Here is a 26,222-nt window from a genome sequence, read left to right as displayed (position 1 = left end):
TTCATAGTTTAGCTACAATCTAACAACGCCTGTTTAAATTCTGCTGCTGTTTGAAAATAAATTTGCGGTTGTTCCCGCAAAGCTAAATCTATCACCTTTGCTAACTTTTGGGGAATACCATGATGACGCTGAAGGATAGGAACAGGGCTATTTTGTAAAACTGATAACCAAGGATCACCTGTAAAATTACGGGGGAAATATCCCGTTAGCATATTATATAAACAAGCTGCTGTTGCCCAGATATCAATTTCCGGTAATTCGTCTTTAAAATTTAGCACCTGTTGACGCGGCATAAATGCAGGTGTTCCCATCTTTGTGCCGGTTAAAGTTTGTCCACTTAACCCAGCTAAGTCAAATGCTTTGGATAAACCGTAATCGCCTATTTTTACAACTATTTTATCGTTAATTTTACTGATGAAAATATTATTGGGTTTTAAATTTTGATGAACTAAACCCTTATCTTTTGTCATTATTCCATCAACTGATTTAATATAGGGAATTTCGACTTCATGGGCATATATTAAACCATCAAGAACTTGTAAGGTTATATCTACGGCAATATCAATAGGTAAACGCCATCCTGATCTTTGCATGAAGTCCCAAACATTACCTCCTGGAAAATATTCCATTGTGAAAAAGAAAGTATTTTCTACAAAGCCATAATCTAACAATTGCACAATATTAGGATGTTGTAAAATCTTGATGTTTTCTGTTTCTCTCAAAAACATTTCTATCCCATTTTTTTGATTTGCAACCGCAGGTAACATAATCTTAAGAGCGATGGATTTCTTGGTTTGAATATCCTTGGCTGCAAATACTTCTGCAAAGTCACCTTTACCTAATGACTTGGTTAAACTATAGCCAGAGATACTTTGAAGACTAGCATGACCACTTTGAGATAAATTTATGAGTTTTTCAGCAACGGTTAAAAAATTCCGTTGTTCGTTTTCTTCTGGGACAGGTAAATCTGGTATTTGGTTTAATTGATCTTCTACTTGTACGCTAATTTTAAAAAGAATATCACCCAACTTAATTTCATCACCGTCCTGTAAATTGTATTCGGGAAAACTTAATTTTACAGCTTCTTGGGCTGGTTGTTGCCTTTGTCTTTGTCCAATTTTTTTACCGTTTACAAAAGTACCATTTAAACTTCCTAAATCTCGCACACGAATATCTGGGGGGTTAATATCAAGTAAACAGTGATAGCGGGAAATAGTCATATCAACCTTGTCAGCTATTTGCAAGTTACAATCATCGTTTCTGCCAACAATACAAGTGCTGCGAGATTCAAAAACATATTGTTTTCTAGAAAGTTTACCCTGTGTGATGGTAAGTGTAATTTTAGATGGCATTTTTAATAATTAATAATTCAAACTTGAACTAGTAGTCTGTCAATCCAAAAATGACGGGTAAAGGCAAGCAGGGGGAGAAGAGGGGTAGGGGGAGTAGGGGAGGGAAAAACAGAAGTTTCTTCCTATCATTATCCGTCAAAATAAATTTGACGAACTACTAAGGAACGCAAATTTAATAACCTGCAATTCTGATGTAACCTGGAATGGTGCGTTACGCTGTCGCTAACACACCCTACTTTTGCACCTTATTTAATTCACATTCCTAAGTAGGTGAACATAATAAAACCAATCTGTGTAAAGAAAAGTAAAATCGCCCAAACCCTCTTCACTCTTGCCTCTTGCATGAGTGCCTCTTGCCTTGCCATAACGACGATTTTCAATGCTAACCTACTTAGTGCTTATGCGAAGTTAATTTATATAGCATAACAGATTCATGAATGCTTAGATTATTATTAAAACAAGTTATGAATTATACTCAGAAATTACTCCCATATATTTAGCTTAAACTCAATACCACTTTTCAAACATCCTCTGATAAAAAAGGGAGAAAATATGGCGTTGCTGATTAAGGGTATGAATTTTAGTCTCACGCAAAGGCGCAATCACGCTTCGTGATTTCGAAGAGTAGACGCAAAGGTAAGATTTTTAAAGGTTCAATTTGGAAATTTCATACCTCGATTCAGCAACGCCGAAAATATATATATTTCTCTCCCTTTTCTCATCAGCAGAACTTAGATTTTACCAATACTGTGTAGTCCTAAAATAATACCTGCTCCTAAAATATGCCCAAAAGAAGCAGTTGCTAATACCGCAGGTAAACCAAAACCACCGAAAAGTTGAGGTGCTGGTAATTCTGGTTTAGCGTTAGGATGCTCAATAGTGAATTTGCCAACAGCAATAGCGAAAATATTGGCAATAATCATAATTATGCCAATATTAGGACTCCATTCTAGAGATGTGGTGACTGTAGCCAGTAAGTTTGAAGTCAACATCTAATTTACTCCTGATATTTTCGGATGCTTGACAATATCATCCAAATATTGATTAATAAAAATCTATATAATTGCTTACTTTGTAGTAAATTTTAACATTTGTTTTCAATTCTTAATAAGGATAACTGCTGTACTGAATAACAATTTTCGATATTTGTCGCTGTTTTAATGGTATATCTGTAATGGCTGGTAATTGCTAAAATAAGGGTAATTATTTCCTGGATTGATCATGTCCTCAACTCTTGATTCTTTACCGCCGGCACTGAATAAAATTGTCCACCGTTTTCAACGTGCTACAGAACCTAAACGACGATATGAGCAGTTGATATGGTATGCTCAAAAGCTACAAGAGTTCCCTGAAGATGGGAAAATTCCCGAAAATAAAGTTCCAGGTTGTGTTTCTCAGGTGTATGTTACGGCATCACTAGAAGATGATAAAGTCATCTTTCAGGGTGATTCTGATTCCCAATTAACAAAGGGATTGTTAGCATTATTAATAGAAGGATTAAATGGATCAACACCCACAGAAATAGTTCAGCTTACTCCTGATTTTATTCAAGAAACTGGCTTAAATGTGAGTTTGACTCCTTCCCGCGCTAATGGTTTTTACAATATTTTCAAAACAATGCAAAAAAAAGCTTTGGAATGTAAATTAGAAAATTAGCAATTGGCGATTCAACAACTCGAATACTTTTTGAGGGTTTAAATTATTCTTTCTTTGTTGTGAACTTCCCTCGGCTATGGAGACTGGGCAACCACGGGGGGCATTGGTGTCAACTTAACGTAAAACATCTATCCCGCAAAGAACTCAAGTCGTCTCATTCCCAGTCTCTGACTGGGAATGAATTCTAGAAGGCTCTGCCTTCAATGATATTAGAGGCAGAGCCTCATTAACTGCATTCCTAGTCAGAGACTAGGAACGAGATGTGGTAGGGATTTGAGCTTAAGTTGACACCATTACGCGGGGGGTTGCCCCTACCTATGGAGACTGGGCAACCCCCCGTGGTTGCCCCTACAGATTCTGAATATTAATAATGATAGATTATGCGCCTTCTGAGCGATCGCTTTTTTGACTAGGAGAAGATTCATAAAGAGCATCCAACTGTTCCCGTGCATCCTCAATATTAATTGAACGCATGACTAGCAGTGGTTCTTTAATCATGTTACCTGCGCTGTCTAACAATTCGGGATGGGAAACATACTGCTTTCTACCCGCATAATAACCAAAGCCACCTTGTGATGATTGGTTAGCTGAATATGTCCTTTCTCTATCGAAACTGAACATGATCAGATTCCGAATTAAGTTACCGACAGCTATGAATGCCAAAACGGTGAAAGCCAGAATATAGAGTAGGTGTAGCATTGAATTTTCCTCCAGAACAGTAAAGGTTAAAATGTTATTTCGTAAAACTTAAAACTCCGCAAATAAATGATTCGCGGTAAAAAAAGAAGAATGTAAAATTTCTTACTTGTGCGCCTATGTTATTTGATGCAATCCTTATATTCAGATTAAGGTAACATGAGACACATTATTTTTTTATGAAAACAATGTTAAGAATTGTCTAATATCTTTACAATTTCCAACTCATTTAGATTTTGCCAGGGATTTATTATTCCTTGGATTGACCTAAACGCATTCCCACACTCCAACATTCTGTAACTAATTGATGCCAAGGCATTACAGTTGCCATATCAATTCCCACTTGTTTTTCAGTTGCTGTAAACAACATCCTTACTGTGTTCAGTTCACATTCTGCATCTTTGACTCGTTTTAGTAAGTTTAGTTGCTCTTGTTCACTCATGAATTGGATTTTCTCATTTTCCAGGATTTGACTATAGCGCTCAAACCAATATTGAAAATCCTCTAACAGCGGTTCTAAGACTGATTTCAGTAAATCAGCACTTGGTAAATTCGAGTCTCTCATATACGAGAAGCATATTTCCTAATTCTCTTTTTATATTAACGTTATTTACGATTCTTAACAATCAATTCATAACTTCTCACATCAAAAATCTTGTAAATCTGTAACTTCGTATCTGAAGCACAATTATATAAATTTGGCAATAAATTTGTAAAGCTCCTTGGGAGTAAGCCTGGATACCTCTAAAGGAATAAATCATTCAGGAGTCAGAAAGAAGAAAGAATTAAAACTGCTATAGCGGTATGCAGTGGAAATAAGATCCAACATTTACCTAAAAAACCGTAAACCAAAAGACTTTCAACTGTGTTCCCTGCTATATATAGGGTTTGCTGAATAAGTTGTCTGTGAAGCGTAAGCGTACCCCAAGGCGCAAGGGAGTATGTGGAGTATGTCACCAGAAGTCTGTGATTGAGCTAAATTAGGAGAAACCATAGCCAGTGGACTATTATTTATTTTGTAAAGATATTTTTTGTCAAGTTTATTTTTAACACTTCGCCAAAAGTTTAACAGCCAATGTCGCCAAATCAAGAAACCCAAGCAGTCGAAAAAATCTATTTACCCCGTACCAGCGAATCAGAAACTTTAAAAAAGATTCGCCATACAGCTTCCCATATCATGGCAATGGCAGTACAAAAGCTGTTTCCCAAAGCGCAAGTCACAATTGGTCCTTGGATTGAAAACGGGTTCTATTATGATTTTGATAGTCCAGAACCCTTTAGCGATAAGGATTTGAAAACCATTCAAAAAGAAATGGTGAAGATTATTAATCGCAAATTGCCATTAATTCGGGAAGAAGTCAGCCGCGAAGAGGCACAACACCGCATTGAAGCTATTAAAGAGCCTTATAAGCTAGAAATTCTGGCTGATATTAAACAAGAACCCATCACGATTTACCATTTGGGAGATCAATGGTGGGATTTGTGTGCTGGTCCACATTTGGAAAATACCAGCGAAATAAATCCCAAAGCTATAGAATTAGAAAGTGTTGCTGGTGCTTATTGGCGGGGAGATGAGAAAAAAGCCCAGTTGCAGCGTATTTATGCTACGGCTTGGGAAACTCCCGAACAATTAGCTGAGTACAAACGCCGCAAGGAAGAAGCTTTACGCCGTGATCATCGTAAACTGGGTAAAGAACTGGGGTTATTTATCTTTTCCGATTTAGTCGGTCCTGGTTTACCTTTGTGGACTCCGAAAGGAACTTTGTTAAGAACGATTTTAGAGGACTTTCTCAAAAAAGAGCAGTTAAAACGGGGCTATTTACCTGTGGTGACTCCCCACATTGCTAGGGTTGATTTATTTAAGACATCGGGACATTGGCAGAAATATAAGGAAGATATGTTTCCTTTGATGGCTGAAGATGAGGAAGCAAGAGCCATAGAACAGGGTTTTGTCATGAAACCGATGAATTGTCCTTTTCATATCCAAATATACAAGAGTGAATTACGCTCTTATCGGGAATTACCGATGCGGTTGGCGGAATTTGGCACGGTTTACCGTTATGAACAGTCGGGAGAATTGGGGGGTTTAACCAGGGTGCGCGGTTTTACGGTTGATGATTCTCATTTGTTTGTAACTCCTGAACAGTTAGACAGCGAATTTCTGAATGTTGTAGATTTGATTTTGAGCGTTTTCAAAAGTCTGCAATTGAAGAATTTTAAAGCCAGATTGAGTTTCCGTGACCCAGCCAGTGATAAATATATTGGTGGGGATGAAGTTTGGGATAAAGCGGAAGGGGCGATTCGTCGCGCTGTGCAACAATTGGGAATGGAGCATTTTGAAGGCATTGGGGAAGCGGCTTTCTATGGACCCAAGCTAGATTTTATCTTCAGTGATGCTTTGGAACGAGAATGGCAATTGGGAACGGTGCAGGTAGATTATAATTTACCTGAACGGTTTGATTTAGAATATGTGGCTGAAGATGGTTCGCGCAAACGTCCGGTAATGATTCACCGCGCCCCTTTTGGTTCTTTAGAACGATTAATTGGGATTTTGATTGAAGAGTACGCGGGTGATTTTCCCTTGTGGTTAGCGCCTGTGCAAATCAGGTTATTACCTGTAGGTGATCTTCAGTTAGATTTTACCAAAGAAGTGGCAGCAAAGATGGTTGCGTTAGGGATTCGGGCGGAAGTGGATTTGAGTGGCGATCGCCTCGGTAAGTTGATTCGTAACGCCGAAAAGGATAAAATACCTGTCATGGCGGTGGTTGGTGCGAAGGAAGTAGAAGCCAACAGCTTGAGTATCCGTACCCGTGCTTCTGGGGAATTGGGAGTCATAACTGTAGATGAAGTTGTGAATAAGATCACAGAAGCAATTACTAACTTTAGTAACTTCTAAAAAAGTAGGTTGGGTAGAAAGAAGGGAAAGTTTAAAACTCTCTGCGACTCTGCGCCTCTGCGTGCAAAAAAATCACTTTTCTACCCAACAAAATCCCAAAACTTCTCACTCAAAAGCGCATCAACATTCAGACTAAAATCCCACACATCAGGAAATTGAAAACTAGGATAATCTTCCCTAACTTCCATCAGCGCCTCTTCCCAAGCTTGATCTAATACTGCTGTAAAATATCGCTTCAGACTAGGGGATTGTTTGAGAAGAATTCTTAACTGACGACGTTGTTCTCGAATTGTCACTTCCCATCCACGATTATCATATTCACTATTAACATAAATCCGTTTTAATAAATGCACCCATAGTACAATTAGGCGGCTTTCAACCTCAGCCCTATCCCTACTCGCCAAGATTTCCATCTCCTCAATTAAATGTTCCACATCCAAACCGTGAAAATCTCGCGCCTTGAGTTTTAGGATTGTCTCCTCTAACCAGAGGTACTGATCTCGATTATCAAGACCTGTTTTAGCCAATTGAATTTCAGTCATTGATTTAACAGTACGTCTAATACCTTATTTTAAATCATCGGGGAGACAAAGGAAAACGTTTCAATCTACTCAATCCTAAGCATAAGATTTATTTAGGTATATATTCTTGTATGCCAAACTGGGGTAAAAACTTATAAAGAAATTGTTAAAAAGTTTAGTACAATAACATCATCAACCAATAAGTATTTTTTCCTATTGACATGATAGCGGATCATTTTCCTTGGCTTACCGCGATTGTCCTATTTCCACTGGTAGCATCCTTGTTCATCCCCGTATTGCCAGATAAAGATGGCAAACTTGTCAGATGGTATGCACTAGGCATAGGTATTGCCGACTTTATTTTCATGTGTTATGCCTTTTGGCAACATTACGATGCCAGTAATGCGAATTTTCAACTGGTAGAAAATTATGTCTGGATGCCTCAATTGGGCTTAAACTGGGCTGTTTCTGTGGATGGTATTTCCGCCCCGTTGGTACTTTTAGCGGGCTTTGTTACCACACTGGCGATGTTCTCAGCTTGGCAAGTTGACCGCAGACCAAAGCTTTTCTATTTTCTCATGCTTGTGTTGTATTCTGCACAGGTTGGGGTATTTGTCGCCCAAGACTTGCTGTTATTTTTCATTATGTGGGAAGTCGAACTAATCCCCGTATATTTACTAGTTTGTATTTGGGGTGGACAACGACGACGCTACGCAGCTACAAAATTTTTACTTTATACCGCAGCAGCTTCTATATTTATCTTGGTAGCAGCCCTAGCAATGGGGCTATATGGCGGCGGAAATGTCACTTTTGATATTGCAGAACTCGCACAGAAAGAATATCCTCTCACCCTGCAACTCCTACTATATGCGGGTTTGTTAATTGCCTTTGGCGTAAAATTGGCGATTTTCCCATTGCATACTTGGCTACCGGATGCTCACGGTGAAGCATCTTCTCCAGTATCCATGATTTTGGCGGGTGTGCTGTTGAAAATGGGCGGTTATGGACTAATTCGCCTGAATCTTGACTTACTTGCCGATGCTCACGTTTACTTTGCGCCGGTTCTGGCTATTCTCGGTGTTGTCAACATTATCTATGGTGCTTTAAATTCCTTCGCTCAAACGAATATGAAACGGCGTTTGGCTTATTCGTCAATTTCCCATATGGGTTTTGTATTAATAGGAATTGCTTCTTTCACCGATTTGGGTATCAACGGTGCAATGTTGCAGATGATATCACATGGTTTAATTGCTTCCGTGTTATTCTTCTTGGCTGGTGTAACTTACGATCGCTCCCACACGATGATGATGGCAGAAATGGGCGGTATTGGTCAAGCCATGCCAAAAGTGTTTGCCCTGTTTACAATGGGGGCTATGGCATCTTTGGCTTTACCGGGAATGAGTGGCTTTGTTGGTGAACTTTCGGTTTTCGTGGGAATAGCAACTAGTGATGTTTACACCTCTACATTCTGCACCGTCACAGTTTTCCTAGCGGCTGTGGGAGTTATCCTCACACCTATTTATCTACTTTCTATGCTGCGTGAAGTATTTTATGGTTCTAGTGCAGCCCTGATTTGCGATATTAACAATGCTGATTTAGAAAATCAGGAAGATGAAGGAACGGCTTGTTTTGGTACAGATTGCCTTTTACCAACGGAAACTGTATATAGTGATGCCAGACCCCGTGAAGTGTTTATTGCTGCCTGTTTTCTGGTGTTGATTATTGGTATTGGTTTCTACCCGAAGGTGGCTATGCAAATGTATGATGCAAAAACTGTAGCTGTCAATGCTCATGTTCGCCAATCTTATACGATTATTTCCCAAACCAATCCTCATATTTATGCGAGTGGATTCTTAAATCCGCAGATTCCAGCGACTGAGTTAACACCTGTTTTGGGAACTTTAAAATAGGTAACTGACGACTAACAAAAAGTATGGAGAATATATCCTCTAGCGGTAGTTGGGGGATTTTTTCTTCAGCTTTTGGAATAGTTATCAAGTAACTAACTTTATCTCTAGGACAAAGAGAGTTAAGATACACAAGGTTTCCCAACTTTTTCTATAGAATTGTTGCCCTAATTAAACTCATGAATGCTGCTACCTTAATTCGCTTAACATCTTTATCACTCATAGTATCTTTGGGACTGCTATCACCTACCTATGCTGAAGGGAAAAAGGTATCCAATCCTATTAGTCAAGCCAAACCAAAACCGATTGATACAGATAAACCTAATACTCTTACTCCTACAGGAACAAGCAATAATCTTTTAAGTATAGAGGGGGGCGATCGCTTGATGAAAGAATCAACCGAAGCGGTTTCTAGTCAAAACTACGCCCTAGCAGCCAAAAAACTCCAAGAAGCCCGCCAAGTTTATAATCAATTATCAAGCTTTTACCAAGACCTCAACTCTAGTTTTGCCGGTATTGACATTCGTGCCGCCGATGCCTACCGCAAAAATGCTTTAACAACTGCCCAAAAGCGAGATGAAGCCACCTATCAATTAGCCCTAGTACATCGAGCGCAAAATCAGCCAGAATTAGCCATACCTTTACTAGTGCAAATCATCAAAAGTCAAAACCCCACCAGAGAACTAGGCACAAAAGCATACCAACAATTATTTGAACTAGGTTTTGTAGATGTCCCCTTTCCGCGTCAAGGTAAAAAATAATCGGCAAATGCTAACAGGCAACAGCCAACCGCTACATATCTGTTAATAATAGAGAAGTAAGTTTTTCAGGAATGGCGATGATAAGTCCGCAACAGGTAGAGGCAATGATCAAGGCAGAAATGCCAGATGCCCAAGTGCAAGTACAAGACTTGACAGGTGGTGGTGATCACTATCAAGTAACAGTAGTTTCATCGCAGTTTGCAGGTAAGGGACTAGTGCAACAACACCAACTAGTTTATAGCGCATTGCAAGAAGCCATGTCCACAGAAGCGATTCATGCTTTAGCACTTAAAACCTCCACTCCCTAAGCTTGACAAACAACAAACTAATTTTAGATTTGGGATTTTGGATTCAGAAAACAAAATCTAAAATCGGATCAACTCTTGAATTTCAGTAACATAAGGAAATAACTAATCATGACCCCAGAACTTAAAGAAAGAATTGATACTTTGGTAGAAGAAAACAAAATTATGGTTTTCATGAAGGGCAACAAATTAATGCCCCAATGTGGTTTCTCTAATAACGTTGTCCAAATTCTCAATACATTAGGAGTTCCCTTTGAAACCATTGACGTACTTGCAGATCAAGAAATTCGTCAAGGCATCAAAGAATATTCCAACTGGCCAACAATTCCTCAAGTATACATCAATGGTAAATTCGTTGGCGGTTCTGATATTTTGATTGAAATGTACAACAAAGGTGAATTACAGGAAGTGGTAGAAGTAGCACTAGCTTCTTAATATCAACACAAGATAAAGATCCCCGACTTCTCTAAGAAGTCGGGGATCTGATTCCTTATTTATTACAAAAACTATGAATAATAAAACGAAGATAGAAGATTGTGGTTATACATTCATAGGTTCAGCAGTTGATAATTTAGTTCGCCATTTTGAAGGTCAATCATCCCTACAATTATATCCTGACTTTCGAGAACGACGAGAACGTGCCAATGAATTATTATTTGATTTAGTTGGTAAACAACCAGGTTTATTTTATATTCGTCGTCAAGGAACAGGAAAAGAATCAGGAGAAGAGATTTGGGAACTAACTATAGCCACAGACCAAGATAACTTTCAACTCCCAAAAAAACTGAAACAGCTAGGAAAGACCCTAGCATTTAAAGCTGCTATTCGTCAAGATGGACATGGCGGATTTAAAATTTTATCAGCTTATTTACTACATGAATTGCGAGGAAATATTGATGGCTATGCCTTACCCTATTGGTTGCGACTAAGCCCAAATCATCAACATCATTTGGATATTCCCAAACCATTATTGGCAAAAATAAAAAATATGCCAATTTGCGGAAATCATGTCCCCACCGAAGATCAACTTAAAGCCTGGAAAGCCTTTTTAAAAGTAGAAGAACGGATTGCTAAATCACGCCAATTTTGTGTATCTTTTCTGATTGCTAACAATAGCTCAAATTCTCGACAAATCGCGTTAGAAATTAAAGTTAATTCAGCTACGCTTAACGGTTCTGAAGAGAATATTTTAGGTGTGGAGAATTTCTGGGAACGGGTCAAAAAAGCCAAAAATCAGGAAGTCAACTTTCTCGATTCCGTACCGACAGATAAAAATCGTCGCCACAGTCGTCAATTAGGAACTATTGAAAAAATTGATCAAAAACATAATCTTATTCATATTCGCCTAGAACGAGAACTAATCGAATATATAGCCAAAGGTAATTATCAACTTCCCAATAAAGGCTACTTATTTTTTGATGCTGCTGGAGACATCAAACAAATCGAACGTAAAGAAAAAGCTTTAGAACAATTAAGACAAGGACGCACTCAAAATCCCTATTTAGGTAACTTTTTATTCGACGCTTCCCAAGCCAGACCGATTATCAAAAGGATTAAACTTAACTCAAAAGACTTATTATTATCCTCCGCAAATGCTGGACAAAAAGCCGCAGTTGAAAAAGTCCTGTCCGCAGAGGACTTAGTGCTAATTCAGGGACCACCAGGTACAGGGAAAACTACCGTAATTGCGGAAATTTGCTATCAGGTAGCTTTGCGTGGAGGACGGACATTAATTACCTCTCAAGCCAATTTAGCCGTTGATAACGCCCTCAGTCGCTTAGTACATAATCCCGTTATTCGCGCTATTAGGAAGGGACGAGCCGAAAAAGTTGGTGAAGAAGGACAGCCATTTTTAGAAGATCAAGTAATTGGTACATGGCTACAAAATACCGCCACTGACTGTGAAAATAATCTCAGTCAACGTCACGAAAATATCAAAATTCTCAATCAATTATTACTGTTATTACCACGATTCACAGACTATTTTCTGGCAGAAGCAGAAATCAATCAGCAACAGAATGAACTCAAAACCGAAAAACAAAATTTAGAAGCAGCTTATCAAAATCAACAGCTTGAATATCATCAAACTTTAGTCAAGAAAAAAGAAATTGAATATTTAATTACTGGTTTAGAAAACATTCTCAAAAATTCCACAAATATAGACTGGGAATCTTCAGAAATTAACAATTTTTTACCACAAACTAAACCTTATACAGAAAATAACCAACAAGTAGAAGATTTTCGAGAAAATGTGCGTCAAGCTATCAAATGTATTGAAGAACTTGGTTTTGTCCGTCCAGGTTTTGGCGCATTTGGGTTAGCAGTTTGGTTACAGGAAAATATCACAACACATCTTTCTGGATTTAAACCAGGATTAAAAAATGCCAATGATGTAGGTTTAGCTATTTCCGAAGTAGCAAAATTAGTTTATATTTTCCAACAGCATTCTTTATCCTTGGAGAAATTAGAAACAGATTATCAAAAATTTAATAACCAAAACGATTTACAGCCAACAATCCAAATTTGGGAAAATCGCAAACGGGAAATTGATTATATTATTGAAGCTGTTGTCGAATGGAAGTCTACAGCTAACAACAACTTGTATCAAGTCTTAAAAGAATGTCAACAATCTAATTTAGTTTTAACAGAAAACATGGTAGATTTACCATTAGGTTTATTGATGTTTGCTAAGACATTAAAATTAACTATTGTTCCTAAAAACTATCAAATCAGTTTACCAGATTGGGGAGTATTAACAAAAGCCATAGCTTATGAAATAGAAGGTAATTTTATAGATAGGAAAGGTAAAAAACATGATTTTAGTTATTTTTTACAGCAAAGTTTTAGTCAAATTCCGATAGTATTATCAAAACCCGATCAAATTCAATGGCAAACAACCTATCAAAAACTCCAAAATTATCAACTCCTCAATCCTAAACAGCGAAAATTGCTAGTTGAAAATACTCAAGTCTTTTTAATTAGATTGGAAAAAACATACAGTAATTCCTTTGAATGGAACAATGTTGAAGCTACTCTTACCCGCATTACCCAAGAATTACTAGATATTATCTTAGTTCATGCCCGTCAATGTGTTTTAAGAGTTAAAACTGAAGCTGAACAACAATTACAAATTTTAAACCAGCAATTTCAAGAACTTCCGCAAAATGCAATTTCTTCAGAACAAATATCTGAAGCTAAATCTCAGGTAAGAAAAAGCAAAGAAGCTGCTAATTTAAACCTGGCAGAAGTTATTCATAACTTACAATTACTTCATAAACAGCAAAATATCCCTGCGCCATTAAGGATTATAGCAGAAAAATATCTGACTAGACAAGCAAATATTTGGGAACAACCGCAGGAATTTTCTCAGCAAGTCAAATTTTGGGAAAATCGCGTCAATGAAATGGAAACTCTGATTTCCTCATTAGCACCTTTTACCATTTTAGCAACAATTAAAGACTCTTTAAATCAGGAGTTCATAAATTTGCAAGCAGAAGCTGATATTTATCAACAAGAAATTGCAGAATTACAAATAAAAATAGCTGATTTAGAACAGAAATTACAATTACAGTTATCAGCTAGTTTAATTAGCGAACGGAATTGGTGGCAGTCAATTTGGCAAACAATCCCAGATAAACTCAAACCAGAATTATCTAATGATAATTTATTTGATTCAGACTCTTTATGCAGTATTCAAAATAAATTTAAATCATGGAAACGACAGCTAAAAAGTGAAGAAAATTATCTGCAAAAATATCAAAACTTTGTGCAAGATTGGGTTGCAAAACTTCGTAAACCTTCAGAACAAGATAGTAAAGATTTAAGGGGAATCTATTTAGATAATGCTAACGTTGTTGGTATTACTTGCGTCCAAGCGGCAAATTATAATTTCTCAGAAGAATTTCAATCTTTTGATGTTGTGATTATTGATGAAGTTAGTAAATGCACTCCTCCAGAATTGCTAATTCCGGCTTTGAAAGGTAAAAAATTAGTCATGGTAGGAGATCATCGGCAATTACCACCTATGCTTGATACTAGCACTGTGGAAGAAGTTGCGAAAACAATGGGTAATACCAGAGAAGAATTGCAATTTTTAGAAGAGTCATTATTTAAAAGTCAGTTTGAAACCGCAGATAAAAGCATTAAAAAAATGCTGAATACTCAATATCGAATGCACCCAATGATTATGGGCGCAATTAATCAATTTTATCATGGTAAATTGGAATGTGGGATTTTAGAACCTGATACAAAACGCGCTCATAATTTAGCAGGGGAAATTATTCAACCTGACAATCATTTATGTTGGGTAAAAATGCCCAGAGAAAATGAATTTCAAGAAGAACGAAGTGGAACTTCATTTTTGAATACTAAAGAAATTGATGTGATTGAAAGTATCTGTCATCAATTTGAGAAAGTTTGGGTGAATAAAGTTGCAAATGGAGAACCAAGAAAAGAAATAGCTGTAATTACATTTTATGGCGCTCAATTACGGAAAATTGATGAACGGTTGCAATCTGAATTTTTCCCTTCTTTACAAATCAGAACAGGTACAGTTGATAGATTTCAAGGTATGGAAAGACCAGTAGTAATTGTCAGTATGGTGCGGAATAATCATCAAGGAGATGTGGGATTTGCAAATAAACCAGAACGGGTAAACGTGGCTTTTTCCCGCGCTCAAGAATTATTGGTAATTGTCGGTTGTCACGATTTATTTACCGCTAAACCCGGTACAGTGGGTAATATGTATTCTGAAGTTGCCAACACTGTTAATTATCATGGAGGTTTTATTGATGTTTCCTGCTTCTGTAGTTAAACAGATTGATGAAAATCTAAAATATATAGTTGAGAAAATTGAAACTGAAAATTCTGGTTTGTTAGTTTTAGCTGCACGTCTATTTGGCTATACAGTAACTCAAAATTTCTTAGAATTAACTATTAAAGAATCTCGCAAATTTAATGTCTTAGAAGAGTTTATTATTCGTGCTGGTATGGAGTTTAATCCCCCACCTACCGCTAATGATTTAGCGTCTATCTTAGGACTAGATTCTGTATTTGTTAAAAGCACTATTGCTAATCTGCAATCTTTACAAACTCTAGCAGATACATCTCAAATCACTGTCACAGCAGAGGGGAGTTTATTCTATGCACAGGGTTCTGTACCTAAACCTCCATACTCTATGCAAATTTATGCAATTACTGATAATTTAGCCGGGAAAATTATATTTCAATATGAGTCATTAGAAGATGTTGTAATTAAGCAACCAGACTTAGCAGAATTTGTGAATATAGAAGTGAAAATTACCCCAATTTCCAGGCTACAACTTGCAGATATTCAGGACATTATTCAATCTTGCCATTTACCTCTTCATGTCCCCACAGAAGGTAAATTTGTGACTGATTTTAAGGTGAAAGGTAGTACACAAACTATTGGGAGAAATATATCGCTATTTGTGGTTTTTGATGAAAATCTAAATAAATTAAACATCGAAATCAGAAGTGGTCAGGAAATTTTAGAAGCTGCTACCAAGAAGATTGAAGAATTATACAATGACAAAAAGATATCCCTAGAAGAATTGTGTCAATTATCTGAGGAAACCATCCATTTAAAATCCAATCCAGATTAATGACTTCTTAAATAAGTAGGTTGGCGTTGAAAATTGTCGTTATGGCAAGGGAACAGGGAACAGGGAGAGAGTTTTGGGCGATTTTACGTTTCTTTACACAGTTTGGTTTTATTGTGTTCACCTACTTAGGGAACACCAAAAAATAAATTACCCAATTTTGTGGGATGGGCATCCTGCCCGTCCTTGATGGTTAGCGGGCTTTTCGGCCCGCACCACAAGAAATTTTTGGGTATTTTTTTAATTGGAAGTCCCTTAAGTCAGGTATCTAAGTAGGTTAGCATTGAAAATTGTCGTTTTGGGAAGGCAAGAGGCAAAAGGCAAGAGGCAAGAGTGAAGAAGCTTTAGGCGATTTTACTTTTCTTTACACACTTTGGTTTTATTGTGTTCACCTACTTATATCAGAAATGAGTTTTTCCATTGATACTCGCTTTTGTTTAATCCACCATAAATAAATTGCAAATATTGTAGAAATAACTAAGAGAATAGTAATGAAGCGAAAAGTAATTTGTGTACCTAAAACTAATGATGCAACAGGTGCATTAGTGATATTAATATTTGTGTTTAGTTGAGTATTGTTAAGAGTCACAAATGAAAATATAGCTCCCACTAATGGCACACTTATAGTTTGTCCTAATATTCGTGACAAGGATAATAAACCCGAAGCAATCCCTAAACTATCTTGTGGTGCTGCTCCCATAATGGCGCTATTGTTGGGAGATTGAAACATTCCTATACCCAACCCATAGGGAATAATTGCAATTATATAATTGATTATCGTTAATTCTGCGTTAAATGTGCTGATTAAAAAGCAGCCAATAGCCATTAATAATAATCCTGTTATGCTAATAATCCGTGAGCCAAATTTATCAGAAAGCGTCCCAGCCATAGGTGCGGTTAAAACAATGATAATCGGTGGAATTGCTAATAGAAAACCAGCTTTATTAGTAGGATATTGTTTGACTAGTTTGAAAAAGAAAGGGAGGATAAAGATTGATCCGGCAATCACGAAGTTACCTATAAACCGCAATCCTAAACCTAAACTTAAGTCTAAAGATCTAAAAATTTTCCAATCTAAAATAGGGGTGACAGTCCGCATTTCTATGAAGATGAGAAAAGCTAAACTAATCATAGATAAAAATAGTAAAGCTAGAATGATATTTAAGTCATGATTCTGTTCTTCTAATAAGGTTATTGCCAATATAAAGCAAGTTAATATAAATGTGATAACTATAGTTCCTATGATATCAAACTGTTGTTTTTCTCCATTAACAATAGAAGGGGGGACAAAATAAGCCATAATTAAAATCCCTATAATCCCAATTGGCACATTAATAAAGAAAATTAAAGGCCAATCTCCGATACTAACTAATAAACCTCCTATTGTTGGTCCCAACATCATTCCTAAACCAAATACTCCAGCGCGAATACCTAAACCCAGCCCTCGTTCTTCCACTGGGAAAGCTTCTACAATCATCGCTGTTCCTAGTCCTGAGATAAATGCAGCCCCTACTCCTTGAATGGCACGAAAAGCTATTAAAAAGCCTATATTTGGGGCAAGTCCACATAGCAAAGAACTAATTGTAAACACTATCATACCGATAATGTACAACTTCTTTTTACTCCATATATCGCCTAATTTAGAAGCACTCAAAACAAAAATAGATATTGCTAACAGGTAACTCAATACTACCCATTGACTATTTGCAAAGGTCGTATGTAGTGATTCCAGCATTATTGGTAGAGCTAGATTAACTATATAAACATCTAAGGAAAAGATAAATACACCAATACTAACGCTCAGTATAGTCCACCATTTTGCAGATGGTTTGATTTCAGTTTTGAGACAATTAAATTCAGGTTCTTGAGTTTTTAACATATTGTAAGTAGGTTAGCATTGAAAATCGTCGTTATGGCAAGGCAAGAGGCAAGAGTGAAGAGGGTTTGGGCGATTTTACTTTTCTTTAAGTAGGTTGGTGTTGAAAATTGTCGTTATGGCAAGGCAAAAGGCAAAAGGCAAGAGGCAAGAGGCAAGAGTGAAGAGGGTTTGGGCGATTTTACATTTCTTTACACAGTTTGGTTTTATTGTGTTCACCTACTTACACAGATTGGTTTTATTGTGTTCACCTACTTATATCAGGAGTCAAAAAGAAGCAGTAGGAATAATTAAGACAAAATAAGCAAGGGTGAACTTAATTCTTAATTCATTCCTGAACTCAAACAGATAAATTACAAATATCGTTCCCGAATGGATGTGTTGCTACACTAAATTGTTCTATAATTTTCGGTAGTTCTGCTTCGATATCAATGGGAGTTCCTCTTTTGGCAATTACTTTAATCTCTTGGAGAATTTTATCTACAAGGTCTTTATTTTCAGCTAGTTCTCCTTGACCAATTTGCTTCAGTGCCATTTGCACAGCAGTATATCCTGATTGCATTCCTAATGCAAAACTACTTTGTTTGCCGAGAAGTTGCGGATTTAAACTTTGATAAAGTTCCTCATTTTTGGCTACAGCTTTAACATGAACTCCAGCATAGTGGGTAAAGGCATTTTTTCCGGTGATAGCTTGATGGGGAGGAATGGGAATATGAGAGTGCTGACTCACGAATTTATATAACTCTTCTAGATAGTTAAGTTGCCATTTTTTTTCTTTTTCACCCATATCTATTAAATTGATTAATAGTTCAGCTAAATCAACAATTCCTGCTCTTTCTCCTAATCCCATTGTGGCTACATCAATAATGTCTGCGCCTCCTCTATAGGCATCTAAGGCATTGGCTAAAGCTAAACCTTTATCATTATGACAATGCACCTCTATCTGTGGATATAAACCACGATTTCCTAATTCTTCTTTTAGGGTTTTGACATAAAAATACATACTACGCTGGGGATGGAAAGGTGTGGAGTAGCCAGTTGTATCTGCTATACTAATGATATTCACTCCTGCTTTGACTGCGGCACTGGCTGCGGCAATGACATTTTCTATAGGCGATCGCACTGTATCTTCTGCTGTATATCTAATTAATAAGTCATGCTTCTGTTCTTTGGCAAAAGTAACTACTTCAATAATCTTTTCAATTGCTACATCTAAATCAATATTATAATCTTGTTCTAATCGCTTTTTAGAAACACTAAAAAATATCCCTAAAAAATCAATACCACAATCTAAAGCTTTTTGCACATGATCTATTTTACAAAGGGAATGAGCGCCTATTTTCGCCTTAAGTCCTGCTTGAGAAATGCGCGTGATAGCTAAAGCTATTTCTCGATCTACTGCGGGATTACCCACTTCAATAATATCAACTCCTATCTGATCTAAAAATTGGGCAATTATCATTTTTTTGTCTGGAGAAAAATAAACTCCTGGAGTTTGTTCTCCTTCTCTTAAAGTAGAGTCAAGAATTTGCAACATATTTACCCTAAGTTTCAACCTATTCAATGTCAATTTTACTCAAGAATATTCGTAAACTGTAGTCTATAAATGCTCATACAAGTAGTGATACAGAATTGATTACACAATGTCATGGCGTAAGCGTTGCGTGGCGTAAGCCATATGGAACGAAGTGAAATGAAACAATCGCCAGGGTTGTGATTGCTTCCCTTCCCTCCCAATGACTGTAAGTAGGTGAACACAATAAAACCAAACTGTGTAAAGAAATGTAAAATCGCCCAAACCCTCTTCACTCTTGCCTCTTGCATGAGTGCCTTTTGCCTTGCCATAACGACAATTTTCAACGCCAACCTACTTAATGTATGGTTAATAATCTTCTAAATTGACAAATAAACAAAAAAATTCCCCTTAGTGATGTACAACTAAGGGGGCTTGATTTCATACTAATTGCAGTATTTCCCAAATTTAGTCCCCTATACCCCATTGACCAAGGCAAAGATCGTGCTATGATCATCGGCGGTAGTAGGCTAGTTAGCAAAATCGGATAGTACCTTTAATAGTAGCCATGTTGTTTTTCGGGTTCTGGTTGAACCATTGCGAAGTTAGATACATCATACAAATAACGGCTGGCTTCCTCTTCTAAGCGATGAATCCAATATGGTTCCATGATGTTACTATGTCGAAGTGCGGCAAGGTATCCATCCAAATACATCCGCATATCATCCATACGATAACCGCGATTCCATAATTCGACGAAGGCGTCGGTAAGTCTTTGGTAGTAGCGGATGGTTTGTGTGTCTTGGAGCATAACTGCTGTATTAATCTCTTTGCGATGAGAATTGTAGATGATTATTCACGCTTAATGAAGTATCACTTCCCTCTTCTGTATTAACTTATAAGTTAATATTTTCACCTTGGGTGAGACCCCCCAGCAGCTAAAAACTTAATTAAATCCTACGCCAAAAAATTGGAAATATGCTGATTTTGTAAGGTATTTTTACGATTTTTTGTCAGGATTTTGATCTGATAGCTTGAGTTTAGCTATCTATTTGTAACCACAAGGGTAATTTATTTTTATCCAATTTTTTAGACGTTGTTCACTGGGAATACAAATCTAGCCATTAGTGGATAAATCTGTAAAATCAAGTTTTAGAATTTACTAGTTGTTTCCGGGCTAAATAACAACCTGTCTCTACCTTTGGTTATAATCGGGTGTGATTTTTGTGCTACTCCCTTTGGTAAATGATTGTCCTATTGAGTTTACCATATCTCTTAAGGAGTAAGACAGATTGCTAAAAATAAACTTTAATGATATGGGGTAGGAGTCAGGAATCACTCGATTTTGGATTTTGGATTGATTCCGCCCCCAAGTGTAGAGCTTGAAAATTTGGGATTGACGTTAGCGAAGCGTACGCAGCGCAGCGCAGCGAGGATTTTTCCGTCCTCACGGACGGGGATTTGTACCAAATTTTTTTCATCTAAAATCCAAAATTCCCGGTCAGAAGTCAGAGGTCAGCACTTCGACTTCGCTCAGTGACTAGCAGTTCGTCAAATTTATTTTGATGGGTAATGATCGGAAAAAACTTCTGTTCTTCCCTCCCCCACCTCCCCTACCTCCCCTACCTCCCCCACCTCCCCCACCCCTGCCCCCTGCTTGCCTTCACCCGTCATTTTCGGGTTGACAGACTACTAGTTCATGTCGCTACAATTAATAGAAAAGTAATTTTATTTACCTATTATGGATATAATGTAAACGTAATAAAAACTTAATAAAGCTACTAGCTTGGCTGTAAATAAAGTAAAAAATAAATTTTCTGCAAGGTTTTTGAGGGAAATGTGAAGAATATGTCTATTGAAGTAACAAAAACTACAAAACCTTAACCATGAGATTGTTAATTTGAGATTCATCAACGCTAAGGGGTTTTACCACTGTGGGTTCGGTTTGTATAGAAATTGTTGAGGGGAATCCCCATCTGAGGTCGTTGTTGGGTTGGCACTTGCAACAACTAGAATACCGAGTTCATCAAGCTGCCAGTATTTACCAAGCAAAAGAAGTGTTTATCAGCCATCAACCCACTCTAGTCATTCTAGATGCGGATTTATCGGATGGTGATGGGGTCGAGTTTTGCCGCTGGTTACATCGTCAACAACAGCCTTTAATTCTTATGTTATCTGCTCGTACGAACGAAGCCGATATTGTGACGGGATTAAAAGCGGGGGCGGATGATTATTTAAGCAAACCTTTTGGAATGCAGGAATTTTTGGCTAGGGTTGAGGCAATTATCCGCCGTAACCGGACACCTACTGCACCAGCCTATTTAGATTATGGCAGTTTGCAAATTGATTTAGTTCAGCGTCGGGTGCGGTTTCAAGGGGAGTTTATTGATTTAACGCCCCAGGAATTCAGTTTATTGTATGTTTTGGCACAAGCTGGAGGAGTGCCTTTGAGTAGATCGGAATTATTACGTCGTGCTTGGCCTGACGCTATTGATAACCCACGCACCATTGATACTCATGTTTTATCGTTGCGGAAGAAGGTGGAACTTGATCCACGTCAACCCAGTTTAATTCAAACTATCCGCAATGTGGGATACAGATTTAACATGGAAATCTTGAATGTTAATGTTCCACAAACACAAACAAAATTACCAAGAGAAAGATTTACTAATCAAATTCCTGTACTAACTAAGTAATTGGACAAAAATATTTACAGTCATTGCGAGGGAAGGGAAGCAATCACAGCCCTTGGAATTGCTTCATTTCACTTCGTTCCATATGGCTAACGCCACGCAACGCTTACGCAATTACATTGTGTAATTAATTCTGTCTCACTACTTACTCAAAGTTCATGAAACAGGGAAAGGGGAGCAGGGAACAGATAATGAGTTACAGCAATTCTCGTTCTTATGAAATACAATGGAGGGCGCAATTGAGGGCGCAATGGAGGGCGCAATTGAGGGCGCAATTGAGGGCGCAATTGAGGGCGCAATTGAGGGCGCAGGCCCTGCGCCCCTACGAATTTTGCGATAAAAAACTGTACCTCATAACATCAGAATGTGCTTTAAGGGGATGTAGAAACCCCATCTTCAACGAAGTAAGATGGGGTAGTTTATGTCCATTCTGCTAGTGTTTGAGTTTCGGCTTGAATTAAGCTGGTTGCTAAGTTACTCCAATCTATCTCAGCAGCAGGTTGATTGACTACTAATTGACCTTGTTGAAGATGTAAGAGGTGGGTACAAAATGCTTGAGCTAAATCTATTTGGCGATTTACCATCAGAATTGCCGAGGAACGGGGTTGATTTAGGTGAGTTAGTATATTTATTAAGTGAGTGGATGTGGGAGTATCTAAGGCTGATGTAGGCTCATCTAGAAGTAAAATCTGGGGTTCGGTAACTAGGGCGCGAGCGATCGCAATTAACTGTCTTTGTCCAGCAGCAAGTTGTACCTCGGTTCGTCCTAACCATTGTTCAGGAATTTGCAGTTGTTCTTGCCAATAACTGACTTGTTCCTGAATCTTTTGCTTTGGTAGACCACGCAGAACTAAAGGATAAGCTAAGGCTTCCCCAACTGTCATCCCCAATAACTTAGATTCTTGTTGGACAAGCATTACCTGTTGACGGAGTTGGATAACGGGAATTTGCCGATATTCCTGATCTTGAAGATAAATTTTGCCGCTCGTGGGTTCATTTAAACGGTTGATGAGGCGTAATAAAGAAGTTTTCCCAGCACCGGATGTACCGACAATGGCTAGGCGATCGCCCGGTGATACCCTAAAGGAAATATCCTGTAAAATTGGGTATTGGTGTTGATGCTGTAACCGCCGATAAAAATTAACAGATTCTAGCCTCAGCATAGGGAATAGGTAACAATTAATAATTATTTTGATAAGTAGGTTGGCGTTGAAAATTGTCGTTATGGCAGGGCAAGAGGCAAGAGGCAAAAGGCAAGAGTAAAGAGGTTTTGGGCGATTTTACGTTTCTTTACACAGTTTGGTTTTATTGTGTTCACCTACTTACAGCAGATTGGGTAGTTAGGAGTTACAAAATCTGGTGTTGCTGATTAAGGGTATGAATTTTAGTCTCACGCAAAGGCGCAATCACGCTTCGTGATCTCGAAGAGTAGACGCACTGAGGTTTGAGTTTTAAAGGTTCAATTTGGGAATTTCATACCTCAATTCAGCAACACCCAAAATCTAAAACCCTTGCCATAATAGATGAGATGAATAACCCAATTAATTATCTGCTTATTTAAGACTGAAAAAACCCTATGTTAGCAGGAACAATTTTGCAGAATGGAAAATATACCATCCTCCAGGAAATAGGGCGGGGCGGATTTGGTGTTACCTTCAAAGCTATGCACCACTATTTAAATCAAGAAGTGGTGATGAAAACTATCAATGAAAGGTTGCGGCAACATCCCGATTTTCCCAAATTTCAGCGCCAATTTCAAGATGAAGCCAGGAGATTAGCCGCTTGTGTTCATCCTCATATTGTCCGAGTCAGCGACTTTTTTGAAGAAGACAGTTTACCTTACATGGTAATGGAATACATTCGCGGAGACACTTTAGGCGCAGCATTTATTTTACCAGGAATACCCTTACCAGAAGCTACAGCCATTCATTATATCCGCCAAATAGGCGCAGCCTTGCAGGTAGTTCATGATAACGGGTTGCTACACAGAGACATTAAACCAGATAATATTATCTTGCGTCAAGGAACTCAGGAAGTAGTGCTAATTGATTTTGGCATTGCCAGAGAATTTAATAATGGGGCAAAACAGACACATACAGGTTTAGTCAGCGAGGGATATGCACCCATTGAACAGTATTTAACTCAAGCACAGCGCACAGCAGCCACAGATGTTTATGGGTTAGCAGCAACCCTCTATGCACTCTTGACAGCACAAGTTCCCATACCTGCATTATTGCGTGACCGAGAACAAATGCCTTCTCCTCGTGAATTACAACCTCATCTGAGTGCGGCTGTTAATCAAGCAGTTAGCCGAGGAATGGCTGTAGAACCACAATTTCGCCCCACCACAGTAGCAGAATGGCTGCAACTTTTACCAGGAAATAGGTTGGCTGTCACATCACCAAGTTTACCTACCCAAGCAATCCCCACCATTAATTTATCGGATTTAAAATCAGAATATTCACCTAAAAAAGCTACTTTTCATCCCCTGTCCACACCATCAAAAATCGCCAACATTGGCAAAAAAACAGGTATACCCAAGGGAGTTATTAGCATTAGTATTGCTTTGGTTGCAGCTACCGCAGGTTTTAGCATGACGCAGATATTATCAAAACCCAATTTACAATCATCACCTAAACCATCTTTTGCACAATCTACTTATCAACCTATTCCACCTAAACCTGTTGTGGAAATATCACCATCATCTGCAAATCAAAAACTTCAAAATTCCTCATTCAATCAATCTGTACCATTACCTCGTGTGCGGAGAAAACGTAAGAATATTCGCGTTTCTCCAGAACCAGTTCCTACTAGCAATTCTCAAGAAACAACGGCTGAGAATCAGAACTCTCAACCCACACCAAATTCCGACAATACCACCAAGAAATCAACACCGGTTGTGACTTCCTCACCATCCTTAATGGATACCCTGCGCGATTCTAAAGAATCCCAAAAAGCTTCTCCACCTCCAGAAAATACAGCACCAGAACCTCCTCCCGTAGTGACTCCACCCCAGGAATCTCAACCAGAAAATTCTTCGGGTGTGGTAGTTCCCACTGTGGAAACCAAGCAAAACCCAGCGCCGGAAATTCAGCAACGAAAGGAAGAAAAGCCGCAATTATAACATAAATTCAACGGAGAGGGGGGGATTTGAACCCCCGTTGAGTTTCCCCAAAACGCATTTCGAGTGCGTCACCATCAACCACTCGGACACCTCTCCAACATAAACTATGAAGTTTTGCTTCACTAGTAGCGTCTACGATTATAACACAACCTATGGAAAATTCCTGGATGTATCTGAATTCAATCTTCCATAACGTGCTGTCATCACAGTTTCGGGATGAGATTGATTATATAACCAAGCCCACATTTGATCACCAAAGGAGAAATGCCACCATTCTCTAGGATTGCGTTGAAATCCAGCTTTTAACATGATATCCCGTAAGAGTTGACGGTTAGCATCATATTCTTGATGACTATGAGTATAATATTCTGGATGGGAGCGATCGGACATTTCATCAATAGGTGAACCCATATCTACAACTTCCCCAAGATCATTGACTAGAGTAATATCTACCGCAGCCCCCGTGCTGTGGGGAGGAGGGGTTTTCATATCCAAACTGGGTACAGCCCAAATTTCATAAACCAGCTTCCATACATCTTCCCGTTGCTGGGGTGATAATTCCTTTTCTGTCAAACCCCGTTCTCGCAACGCTTCCCCAAAGCTGTAATCTACCATAAACTGCTGCACAGCCACAGGACGATAAGCATCAAATATTTGAATATACCAATTAGGACATAGTAACTGTAAATTATTTTGCGCCTGAATCAAATTTTCAACAACACTTTGGCGCAAATAATAAGGTGAATGTCCGCCGTAGTTAGCACCTAACTTTTGATAAGGGTGAGGAGACTCCACCGCAAACAATTCTAGAGGAATCTTAACTAAAGGTTCACCACATTCAATAATGGGGATTTGGTAATAAGGTCGCATTTTAAGTAGGTTAGCAGTACTGTTAAAAGGCTGGATTTTTTTATTTATTTTAAATGACTATATATAAATTATTATACAACTACAGCAAATTGTCATCAAACCCGGAACAAGAACCCCACCCCCAACCCCCTCCCCGCAAGCGATGAGGGGGCTAAGATGTACCTTATATGATTGGAAATCGCTGTAAGTACTGAGAGAATCCCTTTAGAACAAGTAGAGGAATCTGTTGTGAAATTGAAACCGCAAGAAATAGAAATTCAAAACATAGACCATCTAGTACATTGAGAATAGGTTTTGATGACATTTTTGGTGATTTACTGTTTCTCAAATGCTTTTTTCACTTTATATGTTTGTTTTGATGCTCCCTTTGATTTATCTCTACGTAATTTCCCTCTGTGACAGTTTGGGGTGCGGAATGTGGGTTATATATA

The 26,222-nt window shown here is 38.1% G+C and carries 20 protein-coding genes and 1 tRNA gene; 10 read left to right on the top strand and 11 right to left on the bottom strand.

Features of this window, described 5'->3' with window-relative positions; all coding sequences use genetic code 11:
- Positions 1 to 8: 8 nt before the first annotated feature.
- Both AA650_RS03245 and psaK read right to left on the bottom strand, forming a co-directional pair.
- Positions 9 to 1,352 carry a protein kinase domain-containing protein gene (locus AA650_RS03245; RefSeq protein WP_053537939.1) on the bottom strand — a complete coding sequence of 448 codons (1,344 nt, stop codon included), beginning with the start codon at positions 1,350 to 1,352 and terminating at the stop codon, positions 9 to 11.
- A gap of 731 nt (positions 1,353 to 2,083) precedes the next feature.
- The gene (psaK, locus tag AA650_RS03240; RefSeq protein WP_027403354.1) at positions 2,084 to 2,344 is read right to left on the bottom strand and encodes a photosystem I reaction center subunit PsaK; all 261 of its coding nucleotides are present in this window, start codon (positions 2,342 to 2,344) and stop codon (positions 2,084 to 2,086) included.
- Positions 2,345 to 2,573: 229 nt separating this feature from the next.
- Between psaK and AA650_RS03235 the strand changes: the two genes are divergently transcribed.
- Entirely contained in the window at positions 2,574 to 3,008 is a 435-nt protein-coding gene (locus AA650_RS03235; RefSeq protein ID WP_027403353.1) for a SufE family protein, read from the top strand.
- A 378-nt stretch (positions 3,009 to 3,386) separates the two neighbouring features.
- Here the strand turns inward: AA650_RS03235 and AA650_RS03230 are convergent, their stop codons facing one another.
- A complete protein-coding gene (locus AA650_RS03230) occupies positions 3,387 to 3,707 on the bottom strand; it encodes a DUF2973 domain-containing protein (protein ID WP_027403352.1) in 321 nt (106 codons plus the stop codon).
- Between the two features lie 247 nt (positions 3,708 to 3,954).
- Positions 3,955 to 4,269 (bottom strand): DUF2605 domain-containing protein, encoded by a 315-nt coding sequence (locus tag AA650_RS03225; protein WP_053537938.1) that lies wholly within the window; start codon positions 4,267 to 4,269, stop codon positions 3,955 to 3,957.
- 510 nt (positions 4,270 to 4,779) lie between these two features.
- Between AA650_RS03225 and thrS the strand changes: the two genes are divergently transcribed.
- Complete coding sequence (thrS, locus tag AA650_RS03220) at positions 4,780 to 6,600, top strand: threonine--tRNA ligase (protein WP_053537937.1); 1,821 nt, start codon at positions 4,780 to 4,782, stop codon at positions 6,598 to 6,600.
- Between the two features lie 80 nt (positions 6,601 to 6,680).
- On the opposite strand, the gene AA650_RS03215 is transcribed toward thrS, so the two are convergent.
- Positions 6,681 to 7,142: a DUF29 domain-containing protein gene (locus AA650_RS03215; protein WP_053537936.1), complete on the bottom strand. Its 462-nt coding sequence runs from the start codon at positions 7,140 to 7,142 to the stop codon at positions 6,681 to 6,683.
- Between the two features lie 200 nt (positions 7,143 to 7,342).
- On the opposite strand from AA650_RS03215, the gene AA650_RS03210 reads away from it, so the two are divergent.
- The 6 genes from AA650_RS03210 (at position 7,343) to AA650_RS03185 (ending at position 15,718) form a co-directional block, all read left to right on the top strand.
- On the top strand, positions 7,343 to 9,031 hold the full coding sequence (locus tag AA650_RS03210; RefSeq protein ID WP_053537935.1) for an NAD(P)H-quinone oxidoreductase subunit 4: 1,689 nt from the start codon (positions 7,343 to 7,345) through the stop codon (positions 9,029 to 9,031).
- Between the two features lie 176 nt (positions 9,032 to 9,207).
- Positions 9,208 to 9,789 (top strand): hypothetical protein, encoded by a 582-nt coding sequence (locus tag AA650_RS03205; RefSeq protein ID WP_053537934.1) that lies wholly within the window; start codon positions 9,208 to 9,210, stop codon positions 9,787 to 9,789.
- A gap of 77 nt (positions 9,790 to 9,866) precedes the next feature.
- On the top strand, positions 9,867 to 10,097 hold the full coding sequence (locus AA650_RS03200) for a BolA family protein (RefSeq protein WP_039199300.1): 231 nt from the start codon (positions 9,867 to 9,869) through the stop codon (positions 10,095 to 10,097).
- A gap of 108 nt (positions 10,098 to 10,205) precedes the next feature.
- Complete coding sequence (grxD, locus tag AA650_RS03195; RefSeq protein WP_053537933.1) at positions 10,206 to 10,529, top strand: Grx4 family monothiol glutaredoxin; 324 nt, start codon at positions 10,206 to 10,208, stop codon at positions 10,527 to 10,529.
- A 73-nt stretch (positions 10,530 to 10,602) separates the two neighbouring features.
- Positions 10,603 to 14,907, top strand: a complete 4,305-nt coding sequence (locus AA650_RS03190; RefSeq protein WP_053537932.1) for an AAA domain-containing protein — start codon at positions 10,603 to 10,605, stop codon at positions 14,905 to 14,907.
- Entirely contained in the window at positions 14,885 to 15,718 is an 834-nt protein-coding gene (locus AA650_RS03185) for a hypothetical protein (RefSeq protein WP_199308332.1), read from the top strand. The genes AA650_RS03190 and AA650_RS03185 overlap by 23 nt, the downstream gene beginning before the upstream one ends.
- 385 nt (positions 15,719 to 16,103) lie before the next feature.
- Here the strand turns inward: AA650_RS03185 and AA650_RS03180 are convergent, their stop codons facing one another.
- The 3 genes from AA650_RS03180 to AA650_RS03165 form a co-directional block, all read right to left on the bottom strand.
- On the bottom strand, positions 16,104 to 17,594 hold the full coding sequence (locus tag AA650_RS03180; RefSeq protein ID WP_053537931.1) for an MFS transporter: 1,491 nt from the start codon (positions 17,592 to 17,594) through the stop codon (positions 16,104 to 16,106).
- A 337-nt stretch (positions 17,595 to 17,931) separates the two neighbouring features.
- Positions 17,932 to 19,128 carry a LeuA family protein gene (locus AA650_RS03170; RefSeq protein WP_053537929.1) on the bottom strand — a complete coding sequence of 399 codons (1,197 nt, stop codon included), beginning with the start codon at positions 19,126 to 19,128 and terminating at the stop codon, positions 17,932 to 17,934.
- 532 nt (positions 19,129 to 19,660) lie between these two features.
- On the bottom strand, positions 19,661 to 19,915 hold the full coding sequence (locus tag AA650_RS03165) for a DUF6761 family protein (protein ID WP_053537928.1): 255 nt from the start codon (positions 19,913 to 19,915) through the stop codon (positions 19,661 to 19,663).
- Between the two features lie 1,123 nt (positions 19,916 to 21,038).
- Between AA650_RS03165 and AA650_RS03160 the strand changes: the two genes are divergently transcribed.
- Complete coding sequence (locus AA650_RS03160) at positions 21,039 to 21,800, top strand: response regulator transcription factor (RefSeq protein ID WP_027403339.1); 762 nt, start codon at positions 21,039 to 21,041, stop codon at positions 21,798 to 21,800.
- A 416-nt stretch (positions 21,801 to 22,216) separates the two neighbouring features.
- Here AA650_RS03160 and AA650_RS03155 read toward each other — a convergent pair whose 3' ends face one another.
- Entirely contained in the window at positions 22,217 to 22,960 is a 744-nt protein-coding gene (locus tag AA650_RS03155) for an ABC transporter ATP-binding protein (protein ID WP_053537927.1), read from the bottom strand.
- A gap of 413 nt (positions 22,961 to 23,373) precedes the next feature.
- Here AA650_RS03155 and AA650_RS03150 point away from each other — a divergent pair, with 413 nt between their 5' ends.
- Positions 23,374 to 24,921 (top strand): serine/threonine protein kinase, encoded by a 1,548-nt coding sequence (locus tag AA650_RS03150; RefSeq protein ID WP_053537926.1) that lies wholly within the window; start codon positions 23,374 to 23,376, stop codon positions 24,919 to 24,921.
- Between the two features lie 11 nt (positions 24,922 to 24,932).
- Here the strand turns inward: AA650_RS03150 and AA650_RS03145 are convergent.
- Together AA650_RS03145 and AA650_RS03140 are read right to left on the bottom strand one after the other, a co-directional pair.
- Positions 24,933 to 25,017 (bottom strand) — tRNA-Ser (locus AA650_RS03145).
- Between the two features lie 54 nt (positions 25,018 to 25,071).
- On the bottom strand, positions 25,072 to 25,791 hold the full coding sequence (locus AA650_RS03140) for a M15 family metallopeptidase (RefSeq protein WP_053537925.1): 720 nt from the start codon (positions 25,789 to 25,791) through the stop codon (positions 25,072 to 25,074).
- Positions 25,792 to 26,222: the final 431 nt, after the last annotated feature.

Origin of the sequence: Anabaena sp. WA102, from assembly GCF_001277295.1 — a bacterium.
Taxonomy (GTDB): Bacteria; Cyanobacteriota; Cyanobacteriia; order Cyanobacteriales; family Nostocaceae; genus Dolichospermum; species Dolichospermum heterosporum.
This window is presented reverse-complemented; position numbering and strand designations above follow the sequence as displayed.